This is a genomic window from Thermomicrobiales bacterium, from assembly GCA_037045155.1.
GTDB lineage: Bacteria > Chloroflexota > Chloroflexia > Thermomicrobiales > CFX8 > JAMLIA01.
On record JBAOIG010000003.1, the window covers coordinates 1,186,198 to 1,203,850 of the forward strand.

A 17,653-nucleotide genomic window follows, 5' to 3' on the forward strand; every position below is an offset into this window, starting at 1 on the left:
GTCAGCGGCTGGTGACGTAGGCGTCGATATCGGCCGGCCGCTCCCAGTCCTGCTGGCCGACCATCTCCTCCGGCACGTTCAGGAAGATCTTCTCCAGCTGGGTGTCGACCGAGTGGATCATCCGCTCGGGTATGTAGACATCGTGGTCGTGGGTGAAGAGCTCGCGCGCCAGCCCCGGATCGACCAGGAAGATCTGGTGGCCACGGGCATCCGGCATGTCGGTATTCCGGTGATAGACCTGCCTGAGGTGTCCCACCTTCTTGTGGTCGCTCGTGTAGACGCCATAGCCCTTCAGCATCGCGTAATCCTCGTGCGTCGTCGGATACCAGGCCATGCCCATAACGATCCCTGTCCTTTCCGAACCCTGCGAGCGCAGTGTCGCCCTGCCGATGACGATGCACGCGGGGTGCCATGGCGGGGGACGGGGGACGGGGGACGGGGGACGGGGGCGAACACGAGGTTCGCCATCCACGCGGGGGTGTCGCCACGGCCCAGAGGGCGCCCAGCAAGGACAGGCCCAGGCCTGTCCCTACGCGGATCATCTCGCCCCCCGTCTCAGCGCCGCGAGGGTGGCGCCCATGGCCCAGAGGGCGCCCCGGCAAGGACAGGCCCAGGCCTGTCCCTACGCAGCTTTCGGCGCCTCCGTCCCCCATCCCCCGTCCCTCGTCCCCCGTCCCTCGTCCCCCCGAAGCAAAATGTCCCATTTTTTCGTCCAGAACTCGTTCGAATAGTAGGGGGAGTGTTTCCCCCGGCTGCGCGGACGGCGCGATACGGAAAGGCGGACCCATGGAACGGACGTTTGAGATCGACCCGGCGATCACTGAAGAGATCATCGCGCTGGGGAGCGATCTGGGGTTGAGCAACGAGCTGGGGGCGCTGCGGCTCGTCTTCTATCGCCTGATGGAGAGCGCTGGCGACGCCTGCGACCGGCAGTTGGTGCAGAACATCACCTCGATCGCCACCAGCATCGCGCGGATGGTCCAGTACGAGGCGCGGCGGCGTGAGGGGGAGGACCGATGGGAGCTGGATCGGGAGATCAGCCGAGCGCTGGATGAGCTGGACGAGGCGTGGTCCACCCGCGACGACGAGGATCCGTTTGCATTGATGGCGATGCGGTAAGTGGGTGGCCGGCCCTCGCCAGTGTCCAGAGGGCGCCCAGCAAGGACAGGCCCGGTCCTGTCCCTACGAACCCCTCATCCTCGTCCCCCGAAGCAAAATGTCCCATTTTTTCGTCCAGAACTCGTTCGAATAGTAGGGGGAGTGTTTCCCCCGGCTGCGCAGACGGCGCGATACGGAAAGGCGGACCCATGGAACGGACGTTTGAGATCGACCCGATCGTGCACTGGCGGATCGTCAATCTCCACAAGAATCTGGGGTTGAACCCCGAGGGTGGCAACGTGGGCTACGCGATCCGCTACCTGGAGGTGGGCGACGACGGATGGGCCGACCCAGCCATGATTCGGCTCGCCCTGTGTTCGGCCAGGGACCAGCTGATCGACACGCGGTCTGGGGCGCGTGCGCTGGGCGTCTGCGCTGACCTGGACGAGGAGATCGGCCGCATCGTGGACGCGCTCGAGCCGTACACCGTCGAGTAAGGAGCGACGGAGGGACGGGGGGATGGGTTCGTAGGGGCAGGACCGGGCCTGTCCTTGCTGGGCGCCCATCCCCTCTCCCAACCTTGGGAGAGGGGGGAGTCATTCCCATCCCTCGTCCCTACGCTAAGGAGATTGCGATGGCGCTTCGTTGGGGACACTGGCAGCCGCGAGACGAGGATCCGGAGATGGAGAGGCTCTGGGCGCTGCTGCTCAACAGGATCTGCCCGCAGCCATTGGTGACGGTGCTGGAGGACGGCAGGGTGACGCTGGACGACCGCTGGCTGGACGAGCTGGCGCTGGAGGATCTGGAGGAAGGTCTGCGGCGGGCCGAGCTGCGGCGGACGCTGGAGGACCGGCGCCGGCCGTGGCTCGAGTCGCTGATCCGGACGCTGTCGACGCACATCAGCGCCGCACACACCGCCATCGCCCGCGAGAAGGCCGCGCCAGTGGAGCTGCGCTGGGGGCCGGAGGAGCAGCTCGAGGTCGCGCCGCCGCTGCCGAAGAAGCCGAAGAATCCCCGATTTCACGGGGCGAAAGGAGGACGTTGATGAGCCTGTCTGCGCTGCACGACCATACGCACAGCGCGTGGGACACGGACCGCGCGAGACGATTCGCAGACCTGGGCATCGTCGAGCTGAGCCGCTACAACGAGCCGGAGGCGCGACGCTATCGCGTGGCCGACCTGGTGCCGGCCGACGCGACGACGAGCCTCTACGCCGACGGTGGCTCCGGCAAGAGCCTGCTGGCGGTCCACCTGGCCAGCCACGTGGCGCTGGGCCAGCCCTGGCTGGGGCTGGAGGTCGGCCAGTCGCCGGTGCTCTACGTCGACGCCGAGCTGGACGTGGCCGAGTTCGGCCGGCGCGCCTACCGGGTGGCTCGGGGGATCGGGCTGGAGCGCCCGCCGGCCGGCCTGCACTACCTGCGGGTGGAAGGGTCGCTGATCGACGACGCGCAGATCGACCGCGTGGAGCAGGCGCTGGCGATCACCGGCGCGGGGCTGATGGTGATCGACTCGCTGATGGCGGCGACCGCCGGGGCCGACCTGGAGCGCTCGCACGACACCGTCTCGCTGTTCACCCTGCTGCGGCGCTGGGGGACGGTCCTGGCGATCGACCACGTGCCCAAGCTGCAGGCCGGCGGCAACTTCGGCCAATCAACACAGTTTGGCTCAGTGTTCAAGCGCAACCTCTCGCGCTCGGCGCTCCAGCTGATCCAGGCGGACGCCGGCGGGCTGTGGCTGCGCCAGACGAAGCACAACTTCGGCCCGAAGGCCGCGCCAGTGGGGATCGGCATGGAGTTCGGCGCCGGCGTCGTCAGCATCGAGCGCATGGCCATCGGCGACGACCGCCTGTCTGGCATCACCGACCACCTGCCGGCCCTGGAGCGTGTGGCGCGCGAGCTGGGCCAGCACCCGGCCGGCATCACGCCGGACGAGCTGGCGACGGGGCTGGAGCTATCGTCGAAGACGGTGCGGAACTACCTCACGACACTCCGGCAGCAAAAGCGAGCGCGGTCGGACAGTGGGCGGTGGCTGCTGTGTGAAGACAATTCCCAAATTCCCAATCCCTTAGGGGTCAGGAATTTGGGAATTGAGAACCCGAAGGAGATCCCCGATCAGGCGTTCTGCAGCGTCTGTGGCAAGCTGCTGCCGCTGCCGGAGGACCGGGAACGCGGCTATCACACGCGCTGCGCCTCTGCTGCGGGGCCGCCTGTCGATGATGGCGAGTTCTGGATCGATTCCTAATTCCCAACCCCTTAGGGGTCAGGAATTTGGGAATTTGGGAATGACCGTCGCGGCAGACCGGCAGCCACCCCATATGGCTTGTCATCCTGAGCGCGCACGCGAAGGATCTCTCCTGCGTTCGGGCTGGCATCGAGCGGGTAGGGAGATGCTTCGCTGAGGCTCAGCATGACAAAGGGCGGGGTCGGCAGCCACCCGGCTGGCTTGTCATCCTGAGGCCGCAGCCGAAGGATCTCTCCTGCGTTCGACTGGCATCCAGCATGGGGGGAGATGCTTCGCTGAGGCTCGGGATGACAATACCCGAAGATAGATCAGGTCGACCGAGTCGCTGGCGACGTAGCCGCGCAGGATGTCGAGGTTGTCGCCCCAGTACAGATCGCCCATCGCCGGCCGGCCCTTCGCTGACAGGTGCAACGTGTGCGCCCGAGCATCCGCGAAAACGCCGCCCCTGTCAATGCTCAACTCGGCAGCGCCCGCAGGACGATTCCCAAATTCCCAAATTCCTGACCCCTAAGGGGTTGGGAATTGGGAATCGCGGGACGAGCGTCCCGAGTACCATTACCGACAACGACAGGGAGGGTGGTGAGGCATGACAGTCGGTTCCTCGTATCTCAAGGGCGCGGCAGTAGTGGTCATCGGCGCAGGGGCGGTCGGGTCGGTGACGGCGTACCGGCTGGCGCAGGCCGGCGCGGCGGTGACCGTCATCGAGCGACGCTACCCGGGGGCCGGCACGTCCGGCAGCACGTTCGCCTGGCTGAACTCGTTCGGCAAGACCCCGCGCGATTACCACCGGCTCAACCTGCGCTCGATCGGCGAGCACCAGGACCTGGCCCGCGAGCTGGGCGGCGACTGGGTCCACATCGGCGGCGGCATCACCTGGGCGCACCACGACGACCGCGACCACGCCGAGCCACTGCGCGAGCGCGTGCGCAACCTGCATCAGTGGGGGTACAGGGTGGAGACGCTCAGCCCCGAGCAGGTGATGCGCGAGCTGGAGCCGGACCTGTTCATTGACCCGGACCGCGTCGAGGAGGTCTACGTCGCCCCGCATGAGGGCTGGCTGAATGGCGTCGGCCTTTGCCACGGCGCGCTCAGCGCGGCAGTCCGTCGCTACGGAGCGCAGATCGTCCGTGACGAGGTCGTCGGGCTCGTGGTCCAGTCCGGCGCAGTCGAGGGGGTTGTGCTGGCCAGCGGGGAGCGCCTGGCTGCCGACGCAGTGATCAACGCGGCCGGCCCCGACGCCGCCCGGATCGCCGCGCTGGCGGGGGTCGATCTCCCCGTCGATCGGCAGCCCGGCCTGCTCGTCGTCACCGAACCTGCGCCAGTGTCGCTCCGCAGCGTCGTGCATGCGCCGGAGACGTTCGTCCACCACGACGGTGGCTGGCGCCTGCTGCTGCACCGCGACGACTACGACGCGCTGGTCGAGACGGAGCAGCCCCTGCCGGCCGGCGACCCGTTCCCGCTACAGGCGATCGCCAACGCAGCGAAGATCCTGCCCGGCATCGCCGGAGTGCGGCCCGACGGGATGCGCCTCGGCGTCCGCGCCATGCCGCGCGACGGGCACCCGATCATCGGCTTCGACGCGGGCGTGGCCGGCCTCTACCACCTCGTCATGCACAGCGGCATCACCCTCTCGGCCATCGTCTCCAACCTCGTCCGCGACGACCTCCTCGGCCTGGAAGTGCCGGAGCTGACGCCGTACCGGCCGGCGCGATAGCGAGGAGGGGACCTCACCCCCCTGCCCCCTCTCCCGTGGGGAGAGGGGGTGTCATCACCCGGGCGGGTTTGGGTGCTGCTGTGGACGCCTCCCCTGTGAGGGGAGACGAGCACGAACGGTTCGCGCCCCAACCCACCCCTTCTCCCGTGGGGAGAGGGGGCAGGGGGTGAGGTCCCCCTCGCCTACCGCTCGTCCAGCAAGCTCCCGATCCGCGTGATTCCGATCGTGACCTTCTCGGCGCCGACCTTGACCTCGGCCTCCCAGGCTGCGGCCTCGACCCAGCCGGGGGCGGCCTCGCGGGCCAGCGTCTCGGCGGCGATGTCCTCCAGGTGGCGTTCGATCGCCTCGGCTACCTCCGTGCCGGATTCCGTCTGCCAGGCCAGCCGGATCGTGTCCTCAACCCGCAGGCCGGCCTCCTTGCGCGCGTCCTGCACCCCGCGGATGAAGTCCCGCGCCAGCCCCTCGTGGATCAGCTCCCGCGTCAGCGTCGTGTCCAGCGCCACCAACAGATCGCCCTCTTCGGCGACGTTGAACCCCTCGCGCTCGCGCACGTCCACCAGCAGCTCGTCCGGCGTCAGCAAGTACGCCTCGCCGCCGGCCACCAGCTCCAGCGATTCGCCGGCCCGCACAGTCGCCGCCACTCGCGCCGGGTCAGCCTCGGCCAACGCCGCGCGGATCCCGCCCAGCGCCTTGCCGTACTTCGGCCCCAGCAGCGAGAGATTCGGCCGGATGACGTAGGTCGCGTAGACCGACGGGTCGTCGATATGCCCGAGCGCCTTGACGTTCAGCTCGTCCAGCAGCTGGTCCTGCATCCGCTCGATCGCCGCATACGTCTCCGGGTCGCGGGCCCAGACGAGCGCGGCCGGCAGCGGCTGACGCACCTTGACGCTGGCCTTGTTGCGCGCCGAGCGGCCCAGGTTGACTGCCGCCAGCAGCGCCGCCATGTCGCGATCCAGCGCCGCGTCCACCTTCGCGGCGTCGGCCACCGGGTAGTCCAGCAGGTGCACCGAGACGGTCGCCTCCGGGTCCACCGAGCGCACGAGGTTGTCGTACATCTCCTCGCTGGTGAACGGCAGGAACGGCGCGAGCAGCATCGTGAGCGTCACCAGCGCCTCGCGTAGCGTCTGGTAGGCGGCAGCCTTGTCGCGGTCGGCCTCCGTCTTCCAGAAGCGCCGCCGGTTGCGCCGGATGTACCAGTTCGACAGCTCATCCACCACGAAGCGCTCCAGCACGCGGGTGGCGCCCTGCGCGTCGAAGTCGTCCAGGCAGGCCCGCACGTCGTCGACCACCCCCTGCAGCCGCGAGAGGATCCAGCGGTCCAGCAGCGTCCGCTCCTCCAGCGGCACGGCGTTGGCCGGGTCGGTCGGATCGAAGCCATCCAGCGCGGCGTAGTTGGCGAAGAACGCGTAGGAGTTCCAGAGCGGCAGGATGAATCTGCGCCGGACCTCGTCGCCGATGTGGTAGCCGAAGTTCAGGTTGACCGTCGGATTGTGCGAGCAATACAGCCAGCGCATCACGTCGGAGCCCATCTTGTCGGCGGCGTCATCGAACCAGATCGCGTTGCCGGCGCTCTTGTGCATCTCCTTGCCGTGCTCGTCGCGCAGCAGGGCGAAGCCCAGCACCGTCTTGTACGGCGGCTCGTTCACCAGCGCGGTCGATTGCGCCAGCATCGAGTAGAACCAATTGCGGAACTGCCCCGGGAACGACTCGGTGATGAAGTCGGCCGGGAACCAGTGCGACCACTCCTCGCGGTCCTCGGTGTATCCCATCGTGCTGAACGGCACAATCCCTGCGTCTAGCCACGGGTTGCCGACGTCCTTGATCCGCGAGGTCGTCGCCCCGCACTGCGAGCAGGCGATCTTCACCGCGTCCACCCACGGGCGGTGTGGCGAGTGCCCCTCGAACTCGACCCAGCCCTCGACGGCCCGCTCGCGCAGCTCATCCTTCGAGCCGACCACGTCGAAGTTCCCGCACGACTGGCACTCGTAGATCGGCAGCGCCAGGCCCCAGTAGCGCTTCTTGGAGATCATCCAGTTGTCCATGTTGCGCAGCCAGTCGATCTCGCGGTCCTCGCCGAAGCCGGGGATCCAGCGGATCTCGCGGGTGATCTCCTGCATCCGCTCGCGCATCGGGTCGACGTCGATGAACCACTCGTCGACCAGCCGGAAGACGAGGTCGGTCTTGCAGCGCCAGCAGGTCGGGTAGCGGTGGGTGTAGTCGTGGTCGCGGTAGAGGATGTCCTTCTCGCGCAGATTGCGGACGATCGGGCCGGCCACGTCGCCGACTGCCATGCCGGTCAGCCAGTCGAAGCCGTCGATGTAGACGCCGAACTCGTCGATCGGCGCGACGATCTGCAGGCCCTGCTCCTTCGCCAGCCCGTAGTCCTCCTTGCCGCAGCCGGGCGCGATGTGGACGATGCCGGTGCCCTCGTCGGCCGCCACGTCGTCCCAGAGGATCACGCGGTGCTGGACGCCCTGCTCGGCCGGCAGCTCGTCGAACGGCCCGCGATAGACCCGGCCGGCCAGCTCGGCCCCCTTCAGCTCCGCGAGGACCTCATACTCCCCCCGCAACGCATGCCGCGCCGCCTCCCTGGCCAGATACAGCACACGCCCCGCGCTCTCCCCGTCCCCCGTCCCTCGTCCCCCGTCCCTGATCTTCACATAGTCGAGGTCGGGCCTGACCGCCGCTGCCACGTTCGACGTCAGCGTCCACGGCGTCGTCGTCCAGACCAGCAGGGCGGCGTCCTCGTCCACCAGCGGGAACTCGACATAAACGGAGCGATGGGTGCGATCCTGATAGCCCTCGACCAGCTCCATCTCGGACAGGCCGGTGCCACAGCGCGGGCACCACGGCATCACGTCGTCCCCCTTGTAGATCCAGCCGCGCTCGTGGCAGGTCTTCAGGAAGTGCCAGATCGTGTAGTTGTTGACGTCGGACATCGTGTAGTACGAGTTGTCCCAGTCCATGAAGTTGCCGAGGCGCTTGGTCTGCTCCGTCTGGATGCCCGAGTACTTCCGGACGCGCTCCTTGCACAGGTTCACGAACCGGTCGATGCCGAACTCCTCGATCTCGCGCTTGCTGCCGAGGCCCAGCTCCTTCTCGACCTCGACCTCGACCCAGAGCCCCTGGCAGTCGAAGCCGTTCTGGTAGCGCTGCTCGTGGCCGAGCATCGTGTGGTAGCGGACCCAGAGGTCCTTGTAGGTGCGGCCCCAGGCGTGGTGGACGCCCATTGGGTTGTTGGCCGTGATCGGCCCGTCGAGGAACGACCAGCGCGTGCCGGAGCCGTCGTTCTTCGTCAAATACTGCTCGACCACGCCGCTGGAGTACCACCACCCCAGCCGCTCGCGCTCCATCGCCGGGAAGTCCGCCCTGGTGTCGACCTCCCGAAACATCCTCGCCGGTGCGTTCGTCACGTGTCTGCCTCCCTGTAGGGGACCTCACCCCCGGCCCCTCTCCCGCGGGGAGAGGGGTGTCGTGTGTCGAAGTAGGCTAGTGCGACGTAGACTCCTCCCCTGCCAACCCATCACACCCCCGCTCCCCGCGGGAGAGAAGCGCTGGATCGGCAGCGCAGGCTGCCAACCCATCACACCCCCTCTCCCCACGGGAGAGGGGGCGGGGGGGGTGAGGTCCCTCGCTCCCCCCCAAAACGAAAAAATCCCGCCCTCGAATGAGGACGAGATTGCTCCCGCGGTACCACCTCGCTTGGCCGGCCCCCTCTGGGGACAGCCCGCTTCTGGCGCCGCTGGTAACGGGGCGGCGTGCCCGGCCACGTCTACTGGGGCGTGTGCCCGTTCGGGTGGCGGCTCAGGAAGGATAGTCGGCGGCGGCGCCCCATGCCCGGCTCGCACCAGCCCGGACTCGCTGAGGGACGGCCGGCCGCCGACGTGGTTCCGTCGTTGCCGTTAGGGAAATCGTAGCAAACGCGTCAATACTACGAGCGCTGGCTCCGGTCCGGCGTGACCCGGTTGATGACCCACAGCAGCGCGAACGAGCCGAGGAATCCGACGACGATCGACCCGATCCAGTTGACCGCGTTCAGCCCGATCAGGTTGCCGATCCAGCCGCCGAGCCAGCCGCCGACCAGCCCGATCACCAGCGCGCCGCCGATCGTCGCTGGCTGCGTCGGGATCGAGCGATAGATAGCGAACATTGCCGCGGCGCCGGCGATCAGCCCTGTAATCAGCCAGATAATCAAATCCACCTGGTTGCCTCCTTGCTACACCGGCGCGTCTCGCGATTCAGTTGGGGTTGCCTGAGTGCCAGTATAGCGCCCGCCTGTCGACGCGTATACCCGCTCTAGCCCTCCGCGTTCGCCTCCAGCCAGCGCAGCGCCGCCTTCGCCATCATCTCGACGCCCAGCGGCAGCGAGCGCTCGTCGAGGTCGAAGCGCGGGTGATGGTGGTCGAAGTTCTTGCCCGTCTCGTCGTCGCGGCTGCCGACGAAGAAGAACGACGCCGGGATGCGGTCGGTGAACTCCGAGAAGTCCTCCGAGCCCATCAGCGGCGGGCCGGTGATCACGTTCTCTTCGCCGATGATCTCGGCCAGCGCCTCGTGAACGATCGCCGTCACGCCCGGGTCGTTGATCGTCGCCTTGCCGCCCGTCCTGTACTCGACCGTCGCCGAGCCACGCATCGCCTCGGCAATGCCCTCGATCAGCTTCGGCAGCCGCTCGGCCATGTAGTCGCCGACCGCCGGGTCGAACCAGCGCACCGTCCCGCGCATCGTGGCGGAATCGGCGATGATGTTCCCGGCTGTCGTCCCCGCGTGCAGCGTGCCAACCGTCACGACGGCCGGCTGCTGCGGGTCGACCTCGCGCGCCACCAGTGTCTGCAGCGTCGTCACGACCTCGGCCGCGATCACCAGCGCGTCGATCGTCTTGTGCGGTGTTGCGCCGTGGCCGCCCCGGCCCTGGATCGTCGCATGGAACCCGTGCGCGCCGGACATCGCCGGCCCGGAGATCGCCGCCGCCATGCCGACCGGGTAGTAGCTCATCAGGTGCAGCCCGATCGCCGCGTCGACCGTCGGGTCCTCCAGCACGCCATCGGCGATCATCGCCCGCGCGCCGCCACGGCCCTCCTCGGCCGGCTGGAAGCAGAAGACGATCGTGCCGGGGATCTCGTCGCGCTTCGGGTAGAGCAGCCGCGCCACGCTCATCAGCATCGCCGTGTGCCCGTCATGGCCGCAGGCGTGCATCACGCCCGACACCGTCGAACGGTACTCAACGTCGTTCTGCTCCTCGATCGGCAGCGCGTCCATGTCAGCGCGCAGCAACAGCGTCTTGCCCGGCCGGCCGCCCCGCAGCACCGCCTTGACGCCGGTCACGCCGATCCCGGTGCGGACGTCCTCGTAGCCGATCGCCCGCAGCCGCTCGGCGACGATCCCACTGGTGCGCACCTCCTCCAGCCCCATCTCCGGGTGCCGGTGGAAGTCGCGCCTCGTCTCGATCAGCTCCGGCAACCACTCTTCGATCTCTTCGCGGAATGTCTCAGTCACAACCATCCGAACGCCTGTCCCTTCCTGTCTCACGCGGTAGGTCGTCAACGTCAGACCGCCCAGTCGTTCGAGGCGTCAACTACCATCCTGGCTTGTCATCCTTCGCGTACGCGCTCAGGATGACAAGCCGACGGGGTGTCCAGAGCGGCAACATCCCCCTTCCTTTGTCATTCACTGCCCGGAGGGCGTCCGCGCAGCCGAAGAATCTCCCCACGCCGGACACGACCCAACACGGGAGAGATTCTTCGCTCCGCTCAGAATGACAAGCCGACGGGGTGGCTGCCGCGCCACACGACCTGACAGCTTGACGCTGACGACCCACTTAACCTTCAGACCACCGGGGCTATCGTAGCAGAGTGCAACGCGACTCCATCTCGTATCCTTCCAGCGAGGATGATCGACGCCACGCAGGGAGGCTGACTGATATGACCGGCTGGGATGACGTTGTCGAGCTGACCAGGCGGCTGGTTGCCGCGAAGAGCTTCACCTCGGTCGGCGAGCAGGAGGCAATCGAGGTCGCCCGCCAGGCGATGGTCGCGCTGGGCTACGCCGATGTCCAGATCGACGAGATCGGCAACCTCACCGGCCGGATGGGCGGCAGCGGCGCTGGCTGCATCGTCTTCGACGGCCATATCGACACCGTCGGCGTCGGCGACGAGTCCGCCTGGGCCAGCGACCCGTTCGTCGCCGCAGAGCGCGATGGCCGGCTCTACGGCCGCGGCACGTCCGACATGAAGGGCGCGATCGCCGCCATGCTCGTCGGCATCGCCCGCCTCAACCACGACCCGGCCCCCTGCGACGCGATCGTCTCCGTCAGCATCGCCGAGGAGGCGGTCGAGGGGTACGCCCTCGGCAAGGTGCTCGACCGCTACCCGGCCCGCGCCGTCGTCATCGGCGAATCCACCAGCCTGCACCTCGCCACCGGCCAGCGCGGCAGGGCCGAGATCGTCCTGGAGACGTTCGGCATCCCGGCGCACTCATCCACCCCACACCTCGGCCGCAACCCGATCCGCGCGATGGGCACGCTCGGCAACGTCATCGCCAACCTGCCGCCGCCGACCGACGACTTCCTCGGCCCCGGAACGATCGAGATCACCGATATTATGTCTCACCCCTACCCCGGCCTCTCGATGATCCCCGAGCGCTGCGTGGCCACCTTCGACCGCCGGCTGCTGCTGGGCGAGACCGAGGAGGACGTGCTGGCCGAGATGCAGAGCATCGTCGACGCCTACACGCAGAACGACCCGACCCTCAAGGCGCGAGTTGCCTTCGGCGTCGACCGGTTCCAGACCTGGACGGGCTACGAGGTGGACGCGGTCAACTTCGCCCCGGCCTGGCGCACGCCCGACGATCACCCGATCGTCCAGGCAGCGATGAACGCGCTGGTCAGCGCCGGCCTGATGCCGATGCACACCCACTACGCGTTCTGCACCAACGGCAGCGAATCCGCCGGCCGGCGCGGCATCCCAACGGTCGGCTTCGGCCCCGGCAGCGAGGCAGAGGCCCACCGGATCGACGAGAGCGTCGAGATCGCGCATCTCACCGCCGCCGCCACTGGCTACGAGTACCTCGCCCGCGAGCTGATCCGGCTGTGACCACCGATCCGCAGGACGAGCTGTTCGATATTCTCGACGCGGAGAGCCGGCCAACCGGCATGGCGAAGCCCCGCCGCCTCGTCCACCGCGACGGCGACTGGCACGGCGCGATCCACATCTGGATCGGCGCGATCGTGGCCGGCGTGCCGACCGTCATTTACCAGCGACGCTCGCTGACGAAGGACACCTGGCCCGGCGCGCTGGACGTCGCCGTCGGCGGCCATATCCGCGCTGGCGAGACGCTGGCCGAGACCGTCCGCGAGGCCGAGGAGGAGCTGGGTCTGGCGCTCACGCTGGACGACCTCACCCCAATCGGCCGGCGCTTCACCGACTGGAGCGCCGACGGCGTCATCGACCGCGAGGCGCAGGAGGTGTTCGCCCTCCGCTGCGACCAGCCCCTCGCCGCCTACCGACTGCACCCCGAGGAAGTCGCCGCCGTCATCGCCATCGACATCGACGCGGCCGAGTCCCTCTTCACTGGCCACGTCGATGCCATCCCGGCCTGGGAGCATGCTCGCGGCGCCGCCGAGGACCACCCGATCACGGTCCACCGCGCTGACATCGCCGGCTATGGCGCCCGCTACCCCCTCGCCGCCCTGGCTGCACTCCGCGCCGTCCTCCGTGGTGAGACGCCCGAGCCGTTCGAGTTGGGCGCAAGCGAGCAGTAGCCGGCTTCTGGTTCAGCGGCTAGCGCTCGTTCTCAACGAGCTCCTGGATGCGCGTGACGAACGCGGAAGCGGTCTCGGGAGGAAATGCTGCAACAGCCTCCGGATACTGACTTCCCGCCTCTGCCATACCATCCGCCGGGAGCGTAAACCACCACGGGTGGCCATAGCTTGTTGCCATGTACTCACGTCCGGCGTCGAAGTCCTCGAGCGGCCTGACAAAGAACACGTAGCGCTGACCAGCCACGAGCGGGATAGCTCCGAACTGCGCCTTCATCGCGGCGATCTCTGCCTGAGTCGTTGGGGGCGCCGCTGGTCGGTCGCCGGAAGCGCTCCGTCCCTCCATCTGAACGACGGGGAGGACCGAGGGCCCCTGACCCTTCAGATACGCCTCAACCGAGACCTCATACACCTGCCCCAGATGGAATCGTTGGCTATCTGGCTGACTATGGTTCGTCACGTCACGAGCGAGATTCACAATCTCGCCAGGAGCAATGACGGTTCCAACGAAAATGAACGGGGAGACATCGACCAACTGCTCCAGGCTGCCCACAATGATCGGGTCGACGAGTGAGCCAGTGGGGTCGACGGAAGGCGGTGTCGGCGCGACTGGGACTGGTGTCTCGCGTGACTCGGCGCCGTCGCCAGCGATGAGCTGTTCGACAATTCGAACAAGGTCGGCCGACGGCATCGCCGGTATTACGGAACGCGCCTCAGGCCAGAATGTGTCGGGCTGCGCCTGGCCATCCACCGGGAGAGTGAAGCGCCAGGGATGGCCAGCGGCTGTCGCGACGAGGTTGCTCGACGGGTCAAACCCCTCGATCGGTCGGGTAAAGAACAGATAGCGCTGTCCAATCCGCATCGGCGTGTACTCGCTGAACTGGGCCCGCGCCTGCGCGACCATCGACGGTGATAGCTCCGCCGGCACGTTGCCGTCCTCGACGGAGAGGACACCTTCAAGCTGGACCCCGTACAGCATTTCGGGGCCACGCTCGGTGAGATACCGCTCGACGGCGACGCCATAGGTCTGGCCGAGGTGGAAGATGTGGTCGTCGGGCTTGCTGTGATCATCAACATCCCGAGCCATGTTCACGATTCCACCGCGCGTCACAACCGTCCCGATGTAGATCTGCGGTGAGTTGCGGACCAGCACATCCAGTGACGGAACAATCACCGGATCCATTCGCACCTGGGTCACGCTGGGGGGTGTCGATTCGCCGCACCCGGAGAGGGCCAACGTGAGGATGACCACCGCGGCGCCAAGCAACCTTGCCATCACGATCTCCTATCCGATAATGCTGAGGACGAGATGCTGAACGAGATTTGGAGGCCGTCGGCTACGGCACGCCGTACTTGGCATTGATCGCATTCACATCATCCTGCCAGGGGCTGAAGATGACTTCGCGATTCCGGCCGGTGCGCATCAGCGCGTTGGAGACATCGGAGTGATCGATGCCCAGGCAATGACCCATCTCATGCCCGGCGGTGCTGCGCTTTTGAAGATCGGGCCGGCTTCCCGAGTTGGAGTAGGCGGTATTGCCGAAGAGGTAGCAGCGAGTGATCTCGTTTGTCTGCTGGTTCCAGTACCACGATTGCGGCCACTCCATGTAGCCAGCCGCGCCGTCGCCCGCGTTGTAGTACGTGTTCAGCACAACCGCTCCGGTTGACGGATAGTAGTGCCAGCGTGGCTTCGTGTTGCGCGTGTTTCAGTCATCGCGGGCTTGCTCGAAGGCGGTCTTCTACAACGAGGCGCCTTGCAGATTGCTGCCCCAGCGATAGGTCACCGGGACAGTTCCATCAAGCTGGGTTGACCACCACCAGGGAAAGTTCACGAACGCGAGCGTCGACTGCGCGATGAGCAGGAGACAGACGGTGGTGACGCCGATAACAACATGTCGCCTGCACGAATGTGACATCTGGAATCCCTCCTCATCATACAATCCGACGTCGACTGCACTTCAGCGAGGTCCGCATTACGGGGGAATGTGTTCGGTAGTGTAGCACAGGCTCAGCGCATCTGTCAACTTTCGTTGTTTGCGCAGAGTTCTCCTGGTGGGTAGCGCAACGATTTCATAGTGCGCATGTCGTCGCCAGGTTGCGCCGGCTTCGATCGTGCTATCGAAGCCGAGGTCGCCACATCGATTGCCTACGGTCGCTCATCGACACTCGGGACTATCCGTGGATAATGGGCCCCGTGAAGAATTTGGAGAACGAAACCGGAGAGACGCATGTCGACAGAGTCTGCTCGATCGCCCCGCCTGCGAGACCTCGGCATCAGCATCGGCACGCTGCCGACCGGCCCGCTGAACGCCATCACCGACGTCCCCGGCGTCCGCGTCGGCGTCACAACGCTGATCGAGGGGGACGGCCCGCTGGTCGTTGGGCAGGGACCGGTTCGCACCGGGGTCACTGCCATCCACCCGCACGAGGGTTCGACCTTCCTGGAGCAGGTGCCCGCCGCGATCGACGTCCTCAACGGAGCTGGCGAGATGACCGGTCACGCGCTGGTGGATGAGTACGGCCTGCTCTCCTCGCCCGTGCTGATCACCAACACGCTCTCGGTCGGCGCGGTCCACCAGGCAACCGTCGAGTGGATGAGCGAGCAGCACCCCGAGATCGGCCCGCGCGAGTGGGTCGCCCCGGTCATCGCCGAGACCTACGACGGCGCACTGAACGACGTCGCCGGCCAGCACGTCCATCGCGAGCACGTCCGCGCAGCGCTGGATTCGGCCACGGCCGGCCCGGTCCCCGAGGGCAACGTCGGCGGCGGCACCGGCATGCTGCTGTTTGGCTTCAAGGGTGGCACCGGCACGTCGTCCCGTCAGATCGAGGTCGATGGGAAGATCTACACCGTTGGCGTCCTCGTGCAGGGCAACTTCGGATCGCTGCCCGATCTGCTGGTCGATGGCGTCCCGGTCGGCCGCGTGCTGGAGCCGACAATCGGCGAACGCAACCTGCGCTTCCGCCGCCAGCAACGCCGCGAGGGCTCGATCATCACGATCATCGCCACCGACGCTCCGTTCTCCGAACGCCAGCTGGGCCGGCTCTGCCGGCGCGGCATGCTCGGCCTTGGCCGGGTCGGCTCAACCGCCGGGCACGGCTCCGGCGACATCCTGCTTGCCTTCTCAAACGCGCCGGAGAATCGCGTCCCGCGGTGGCCGGCCGGCCCACTGCTGCAGACCACGAGGCTGGCCGACGAGTGGATCGGGCCGTTCTTCTCCGCGACGATCGACGCCACGTCCGAGGCCGTCCTCAACGCGATGGTCGCTGCCGAGACGATGACCGGCCGCGACGGCATCACCGCCCACGCGCTGCCACACGACGAGCTACAGGCGATCATGCGACAACACGGGCGGTAGGGCCGGCCCTTTACCGGCGCCCACAGCAGGGCTGGGGACTTACTCCCCCTCTCCCAAGGTTGGGAGAGGGGCGGGGGGTGAGGGCCGTCCCCCATCCCTACGCTGCCCCCACGCACCCATCCCGCCAGACAGGTTCGCGACGTTCGCATGGCCGCGTTGCTTCAGCAGACTCGTCACCAGGCTGCTGCGGTAACCCGCGGCGCAGACGACGATGATCGGTTGCTCGGGGGCGCCATCAAGCATCTCCCCCTGAAGGAGCTGTTCGGCCGACACATTCAGCGCGCCGTCGATGTGGCCGAGCGCAAACTCCGCTCGGGTTCGAACATCGAGCACCCGGGCGCCGCCAGAAGCGATTCGCGGCGCGGCCATCTCAACGCTCATCTGCTCGATTTGCTGTACCGGCAGGCCGGCCGCTTCCCACGCATCCCGGTCGGCCACGACGTAGCCGCCGATCGCATCCAGCCCGATCCGGCCCAGCTGAATGACCGCCTCGCGCACGTCCTCCCGGTCGGCCACGACCAGCACGATCGGCCGGTCATACGAAGCAGACCAGCCAGCCCAGTTCGGCAGGCTCGATCCTACGCCGATATTCAGTGACCCCGGCAGGAAGCCGGTCCCGAACTCCTCTGCCGGCCGGACGTCGATCAACGTCACTGCTCCACGCTCCCCGGCCAGGATGGCGCGTAGCTCAGTCGGGTCCAGCTCGTCCGGCTGCGGTGGGCCGCCGAGGATCTGCGGCCCGCGCTTGTTCAGCTGCTTCATCACCGGAAAGTAGACCGGGGAGGCCGGCAGGTCATCGAGCATCAGCCGGATGAACGATTCCTCCGTCATCGGCTGAAAGGCGTAGTTGAACCGCTTCTCCTGCCCCATCGTCGTGCTCTCGGCATCGCCGATCGCCTTGCCGCACGCCGAGCCGGCCCCATGGCCCGGGTAGACGACGATGTCGTCGTCGAGCGCCATCAGCTTCTCGTGGATCGTCCCATAGAGCGCAGTCGCCAGCCCCTGGGTATAGGTCGCGCCAAGGAGATCTGGCCGGCCAACCGCGCCAACGAAGAGCATGTCGCCGCTGAACAGCATCGGCGCGCTGTCCGGCTCGGCTTCGTTGCCCACCAGGATGCAGATGTGCTCCGGCGTATGCCCCGGCGTCAGCAGGATCTCCAGGCGCAGCTCGCCAACCTCCAGCGTGTCTCCATCATGGACCGGCTGATGCGGGAACTCGTTCTCGCCGACGGCGCTGAGGAACATCGTCGCGCCAGTTCGTTCGGCCAGCTCACGGGCGCCGGATGCGTAGTCGGCATGGATGTGCGTTTCGAGAATATGGGTGATTGTCAAGTCGTGCGCAGAGGCCAGATCGAGATAAACCTCGACATCGCGGCGAGGGTCAATCACCACTGCCTGTCGGGAGTGAGCCGAGCCAAGCAGGAACGATGCCTGCGCGAGACCATCGGTATAGATCCGCTGGAAGAACACGGGAGACCTCACCTTCAC

Annotated in this window: 17 protein-coding genes; 8 read left to right on the top strand and 9 right to left on the bottom strand. The window is 67.2% G+C overall.

Features of this window, described 5'->3' with window-relative positions:
- Nucleotide 1: 1 nt before the first annotated feature.
- Nucleotides 2–334 (bottom strand): hypothetical protein, encoded by a 333-nt coding sequence (locus V9F06_08755; protein MEI2617704.1) that lies wholly within the window; start codon nucleotides 332–334, stop codon nucleotides 2–4.
- Between the two features lie 452 nt (nucleotides 335–786).
- Between V9F06_08755 and V9F06_08760 the strand changes: the two genes are divergently transcribed.
- The 4 genes from V9F06_08760 (at nucleotide 787) to V9F06_08775 (ending at nucleotide 3,339) form a co-directional block, all read left to right on the top strand.
- Complete coding sequence (locus V9F06_08760) at nucleotides 787–1,119, top strand: hypothetical protein (protein MEI2617705.1); 333 nt, start codon at nucleotides 787–789, stop codon at nucleotides 1,117–1,119.
- 188 nt (nucleotides 1,120–1,307) lie between these two features.
- A complete protein-coding gene (locus tag V9F06_08765; protein ID MEI2617706.1) occupies nucleotides 1,308–1,595 on the top strand; it encodes a hypothetical protein in 288 nt (95 codons plus the stop codon).
- Between the two features lie 137 nt (nucleotides 1,596–1,732).
- Nucleotides 1,733–2,143 (top strand): hypothetical protein, encoded by a 411-nt coding sequence (locus tag V9F06_08770; GenBank protein MEI2617707.1) that lies wholly within the window; start codon nucleotides 1,733–1,735, stop codon nucleotides 2,141–2,143.
- Nucleotides 2,143–3,339 (top strand): AAA family ATPase, encoded by a 1,197-nt coding sequence (locus V9F06_08775; protein ID MEI2617708.1) that lies wholly within the window; start codon nucleotides 2,143–2,145, stop codon nucleotides 3,337–3,339. Before V9F06_08770 ends, V9F06_08775 begins: the two co-directional genes overlap by 1 nt.
- A gap of 204 nt (nucleotides 3,340–3,543) precedes the next feature.
- Here the strand turns inward: V9F06_08775 and V9F06_08780 are convergent, their stop codons facing one another.
- Entirely contained in the window at nucleotides 3,544–3,798 is a 255-nt protein-coding gene (locus V9F06_08780) for a hypothetical protein (protein ID MEI2617709.1), read from the bottom strand.
- A 127-nt stretch (nucleotides 3,799–3,925) separates the two neighbouring features.
- Here V9F06_08780 and V9F06_08785 point away from each other — a divergent pair, with 127 nt between their 5' ends.
- Nucleotides 3,926–5,053, top strand: coding sequence for an FAD-binding oxidoreductase (locus V9F06_08785; GenBank protein MEI2617710.1), 1,128 nt, complete (start codon nucleotides 3,926–3,928; stop codon nucleotides 5,051–5,053).
- A gap of 182 nt (nucleotides 5,054–5,235) precedes the next feature.
- Here the strand turns inward: V9F06_08785 and ileS are convergent, their stop codons facing one another.
- The 3 genes from ileS to V9F06_08800 form a co-directional block, all read right to left on the bottom strand.
- Nucleotides 5,236–8,466 carry an isoleucine--tRNA ligase gene (gene ileS, locus V9F06_08790; GenBank protein ID MEI2617711.1) on the bottom strand — a complete coding sequence of 1,077 codons (3,231 nt, stop codon included), beginning with the start codon at nucleotides 8,464–8,466 and terminating at the stop codon, nucleotides 5,236–5,238.
- A gap of 518 nt (nucleotides 8,467–8,984) precedes the next feature.
- Nucleotides 8,985–9,254, bottom strand: a complete 270-nt coding sequence (locus V9F06_08795) for a GlsB/YeaQ/YmgE family stress response membrane protein (protein MEI2617712.1) — start codon at nucleotides 9,252–9,254, stop codon at nucleotides 8,985–8,987.
- Nucleotides 9,255–9,349: 95 nt separating this feature from the next.
- The gene (locus tag V9F06_08800) at nucleotides 9,350–10,552 is read right to left on the bottom strand and encodes an amidohydrolase (protein ID MEI2617713.1); all 1,203 of its coding nucleotides are present in this window, start codon (nucleotides 10,550–10,552) and stop codon (nucleotides 9,350–9,352) included.
- Between the two features lie 419 nt (nucleotides 10,553–10,971).
- On the opposite strand from V9F06_08800, the gene V9F06_08805 reads away from it, so the two are divergent.
- Together V9F06_08805 and V9F06_08810 are read left to right on the top strand one after the other, a co-directional pair.
- A complete protein-coding gene (locus V9F06_08805; GenBank protein ID MEI2617714.1) occupies nucleotides 10,972–12,141 on the top strand; it encodes a YgeY family selenium metabolism-linked hydrolase in 1,170 nt (389 codons plus the stop codon).
- Nucleotides 12,138–12,809 carry an NUDIX domain-containing protein gene (locus V9F06_08810; GenBank protein ID MEI2617715.1) on the top strand — a complete coding sequence of 224 codons (672 nt, stop codon included), beginning with the start codon at nucleotides 12,138–12,140 and terminating at the stop codon, nucleotides 12,807–12,809. Before V9F06_08805 ends, V9F06_08810 begins: the two co-directional genes overlap by 4 nt.
- Nucleotides 12,810–12,828: 19 nt before the next feature.
- Here the strand turns inward: V9F06_08810 and V9F06_08815 are convergent, their stop codons facing one another.
- The 3 genes from V9F06_08815 to V9F06_08825 all read right to left on the bottom strand — a co-directional run bounded on the left by V9F06_08815 (nucleotide 12,829) and on the right by V9F06_08825 (nucleotide 14,722).
- Entirely contained in the window at nucleotides 12,829–14,082 is a 1,254-nt protein-coding gene (locus V9F06_08815; protein ID MEI2617716.1) for a hypothetical protein, read from the bottom strand.
- Between the two features lie 61 nt (nucleotides 14,083–14,143).
- Nucleotides 14,144–14,458: a matrixin family metalloprotease gene (locus V9F06_08820; protein MEI2617717.1), complete on the bottom strand. Its 315-nt coding sequence runs from the start codon at nucleotides 14,456–14,458 to the stop codon at nucleotides 14,144–14,146.
- Between the two features lie 87 nt (nucleotides 14,459–14,545).
- Entirely contained in the window at nucleotides 14,546–14,722 is a 177-nt protein-coding gene (locus V9F06_08825; protein MEI2617718.1) for a hypothetical protein, read from the bottom strand.
- Nucleotides 14,723–15,034: 312 nt separating this feature from the next.
- Between V9F06_08825 and V9F06_08830 the strand changes: the two genes are divergently transcribed.
- Nucleotides 15,035–16,165: a P1 family peptidase gene (locus V9F06_08830; protein MEI2617719.1), complete on the top strand. Its 1,131-nt coding sequence runs from the start codon at nucleotides 15,035–15,037 to the stop codon at nucleotides 16,163–16,165.
- A 39-nt stretch (nucleotides 16,166–16,204) separates the two neighbouring features.
- On the opposite strand, the gene V9F06_08835 is transcribed toward V9F06_08830, so the two are convergent.
- A complete protein-coding gene (locus tag V9F06_08835; GenBank protein ID MEI2617720.1) occupies nucleotides 16,205–17,635 on the bottom strand; it encodes a rhodanese-like domain-containing protein in 1,431 nt (476 codons plus the stop codon).
- Between the last annotated feature and the right edge of the window lie 18 nt (nucleotides 17,636–17,653).

What these genes read in the sequence shown, in the direction of transcription:
- V9F06_08800 (MEI2617713.1), bottom strand. Translation starts at nt 10,552, where the DNA reads ATGGTTGTGACTGAGACATTCCGCGAAGAGATCGAAGAGTGGTTGCCG.
- V9F06_08770 (MEI2617707.1), top strand. Translation starts at nt 1,733, where the DNA reads ATGGCGCTTCGTTGGGGACACTGGCAGCCGCGAGACGAGGATCCGGAG.
- V9F06_08765 (MEI2617706.1), top strand. Translation starts at nt 1,308, where the DNA reads ATGGAACGGACGTTTGAGATCGACCCGATCGTGCACTGGCGGATCGTC.
- V9F06_08825 (MEI2617718.1), bottom strand. Translation starts at nt 14,722, where the DNA reads ATGTCACATTCGTGCAGGCGACATGTTGTTATCGGCGTCACCACCGTC.
- V9F06_08775 (MEI2617708.1), top strand. Translation starts at nt 2,143, where the DNA reads ATGAGCCTGTCTGCGCTGCACGACCATACGCACAGCGCGTGGGACACG.
- V9F06_08785 (MEI2617710.1), top strand. Translation starts at nt 3,926, where the DNA reads ATGACAGTCGGTTCCTCGTATCTCAAGGGCGCGGCAGTAGTGGTCATC.
- V9F06_08805 (MEI2617714.1), top strand. Translation starts at nt 10,972, where the DNA reads ATGACCGGCTGGGATGACGTTGTCGAGCTGACCAGGCGGCTGGTTGCC.
- V9F06_08815 (MEI2617716.1), bottom strand. Translation starts at nt 14,082, where the DNA reads ATGGCAAGGTTGCTTGGCGCCGCGGTGGTCATCCTCACGTTGGCCCTC.
- V9F06_08755 (MEI2617704.1), bottom strand. Translation starts at nt 334, where the DNA reads ATGGCCTGGTATCCGACGACGCACGAGGATTACGCGATGCTGAAGGGC.
- V9F06_08760 (MEI2617705.1), top strand. Translation starts at nt 787, where the DNA reads ATGGAACGGACGTTTGAGATCGACCCGGCGATCACTGAAGAGATCATC.
- V9F06_08830 (MEI2617719.1), top strand. Translation starts at nt 15,035, where the DNA reads ATGTCGACAGAGTCTGCTCGATCGCCCCGCCTGCGAGACCTCGGCATC.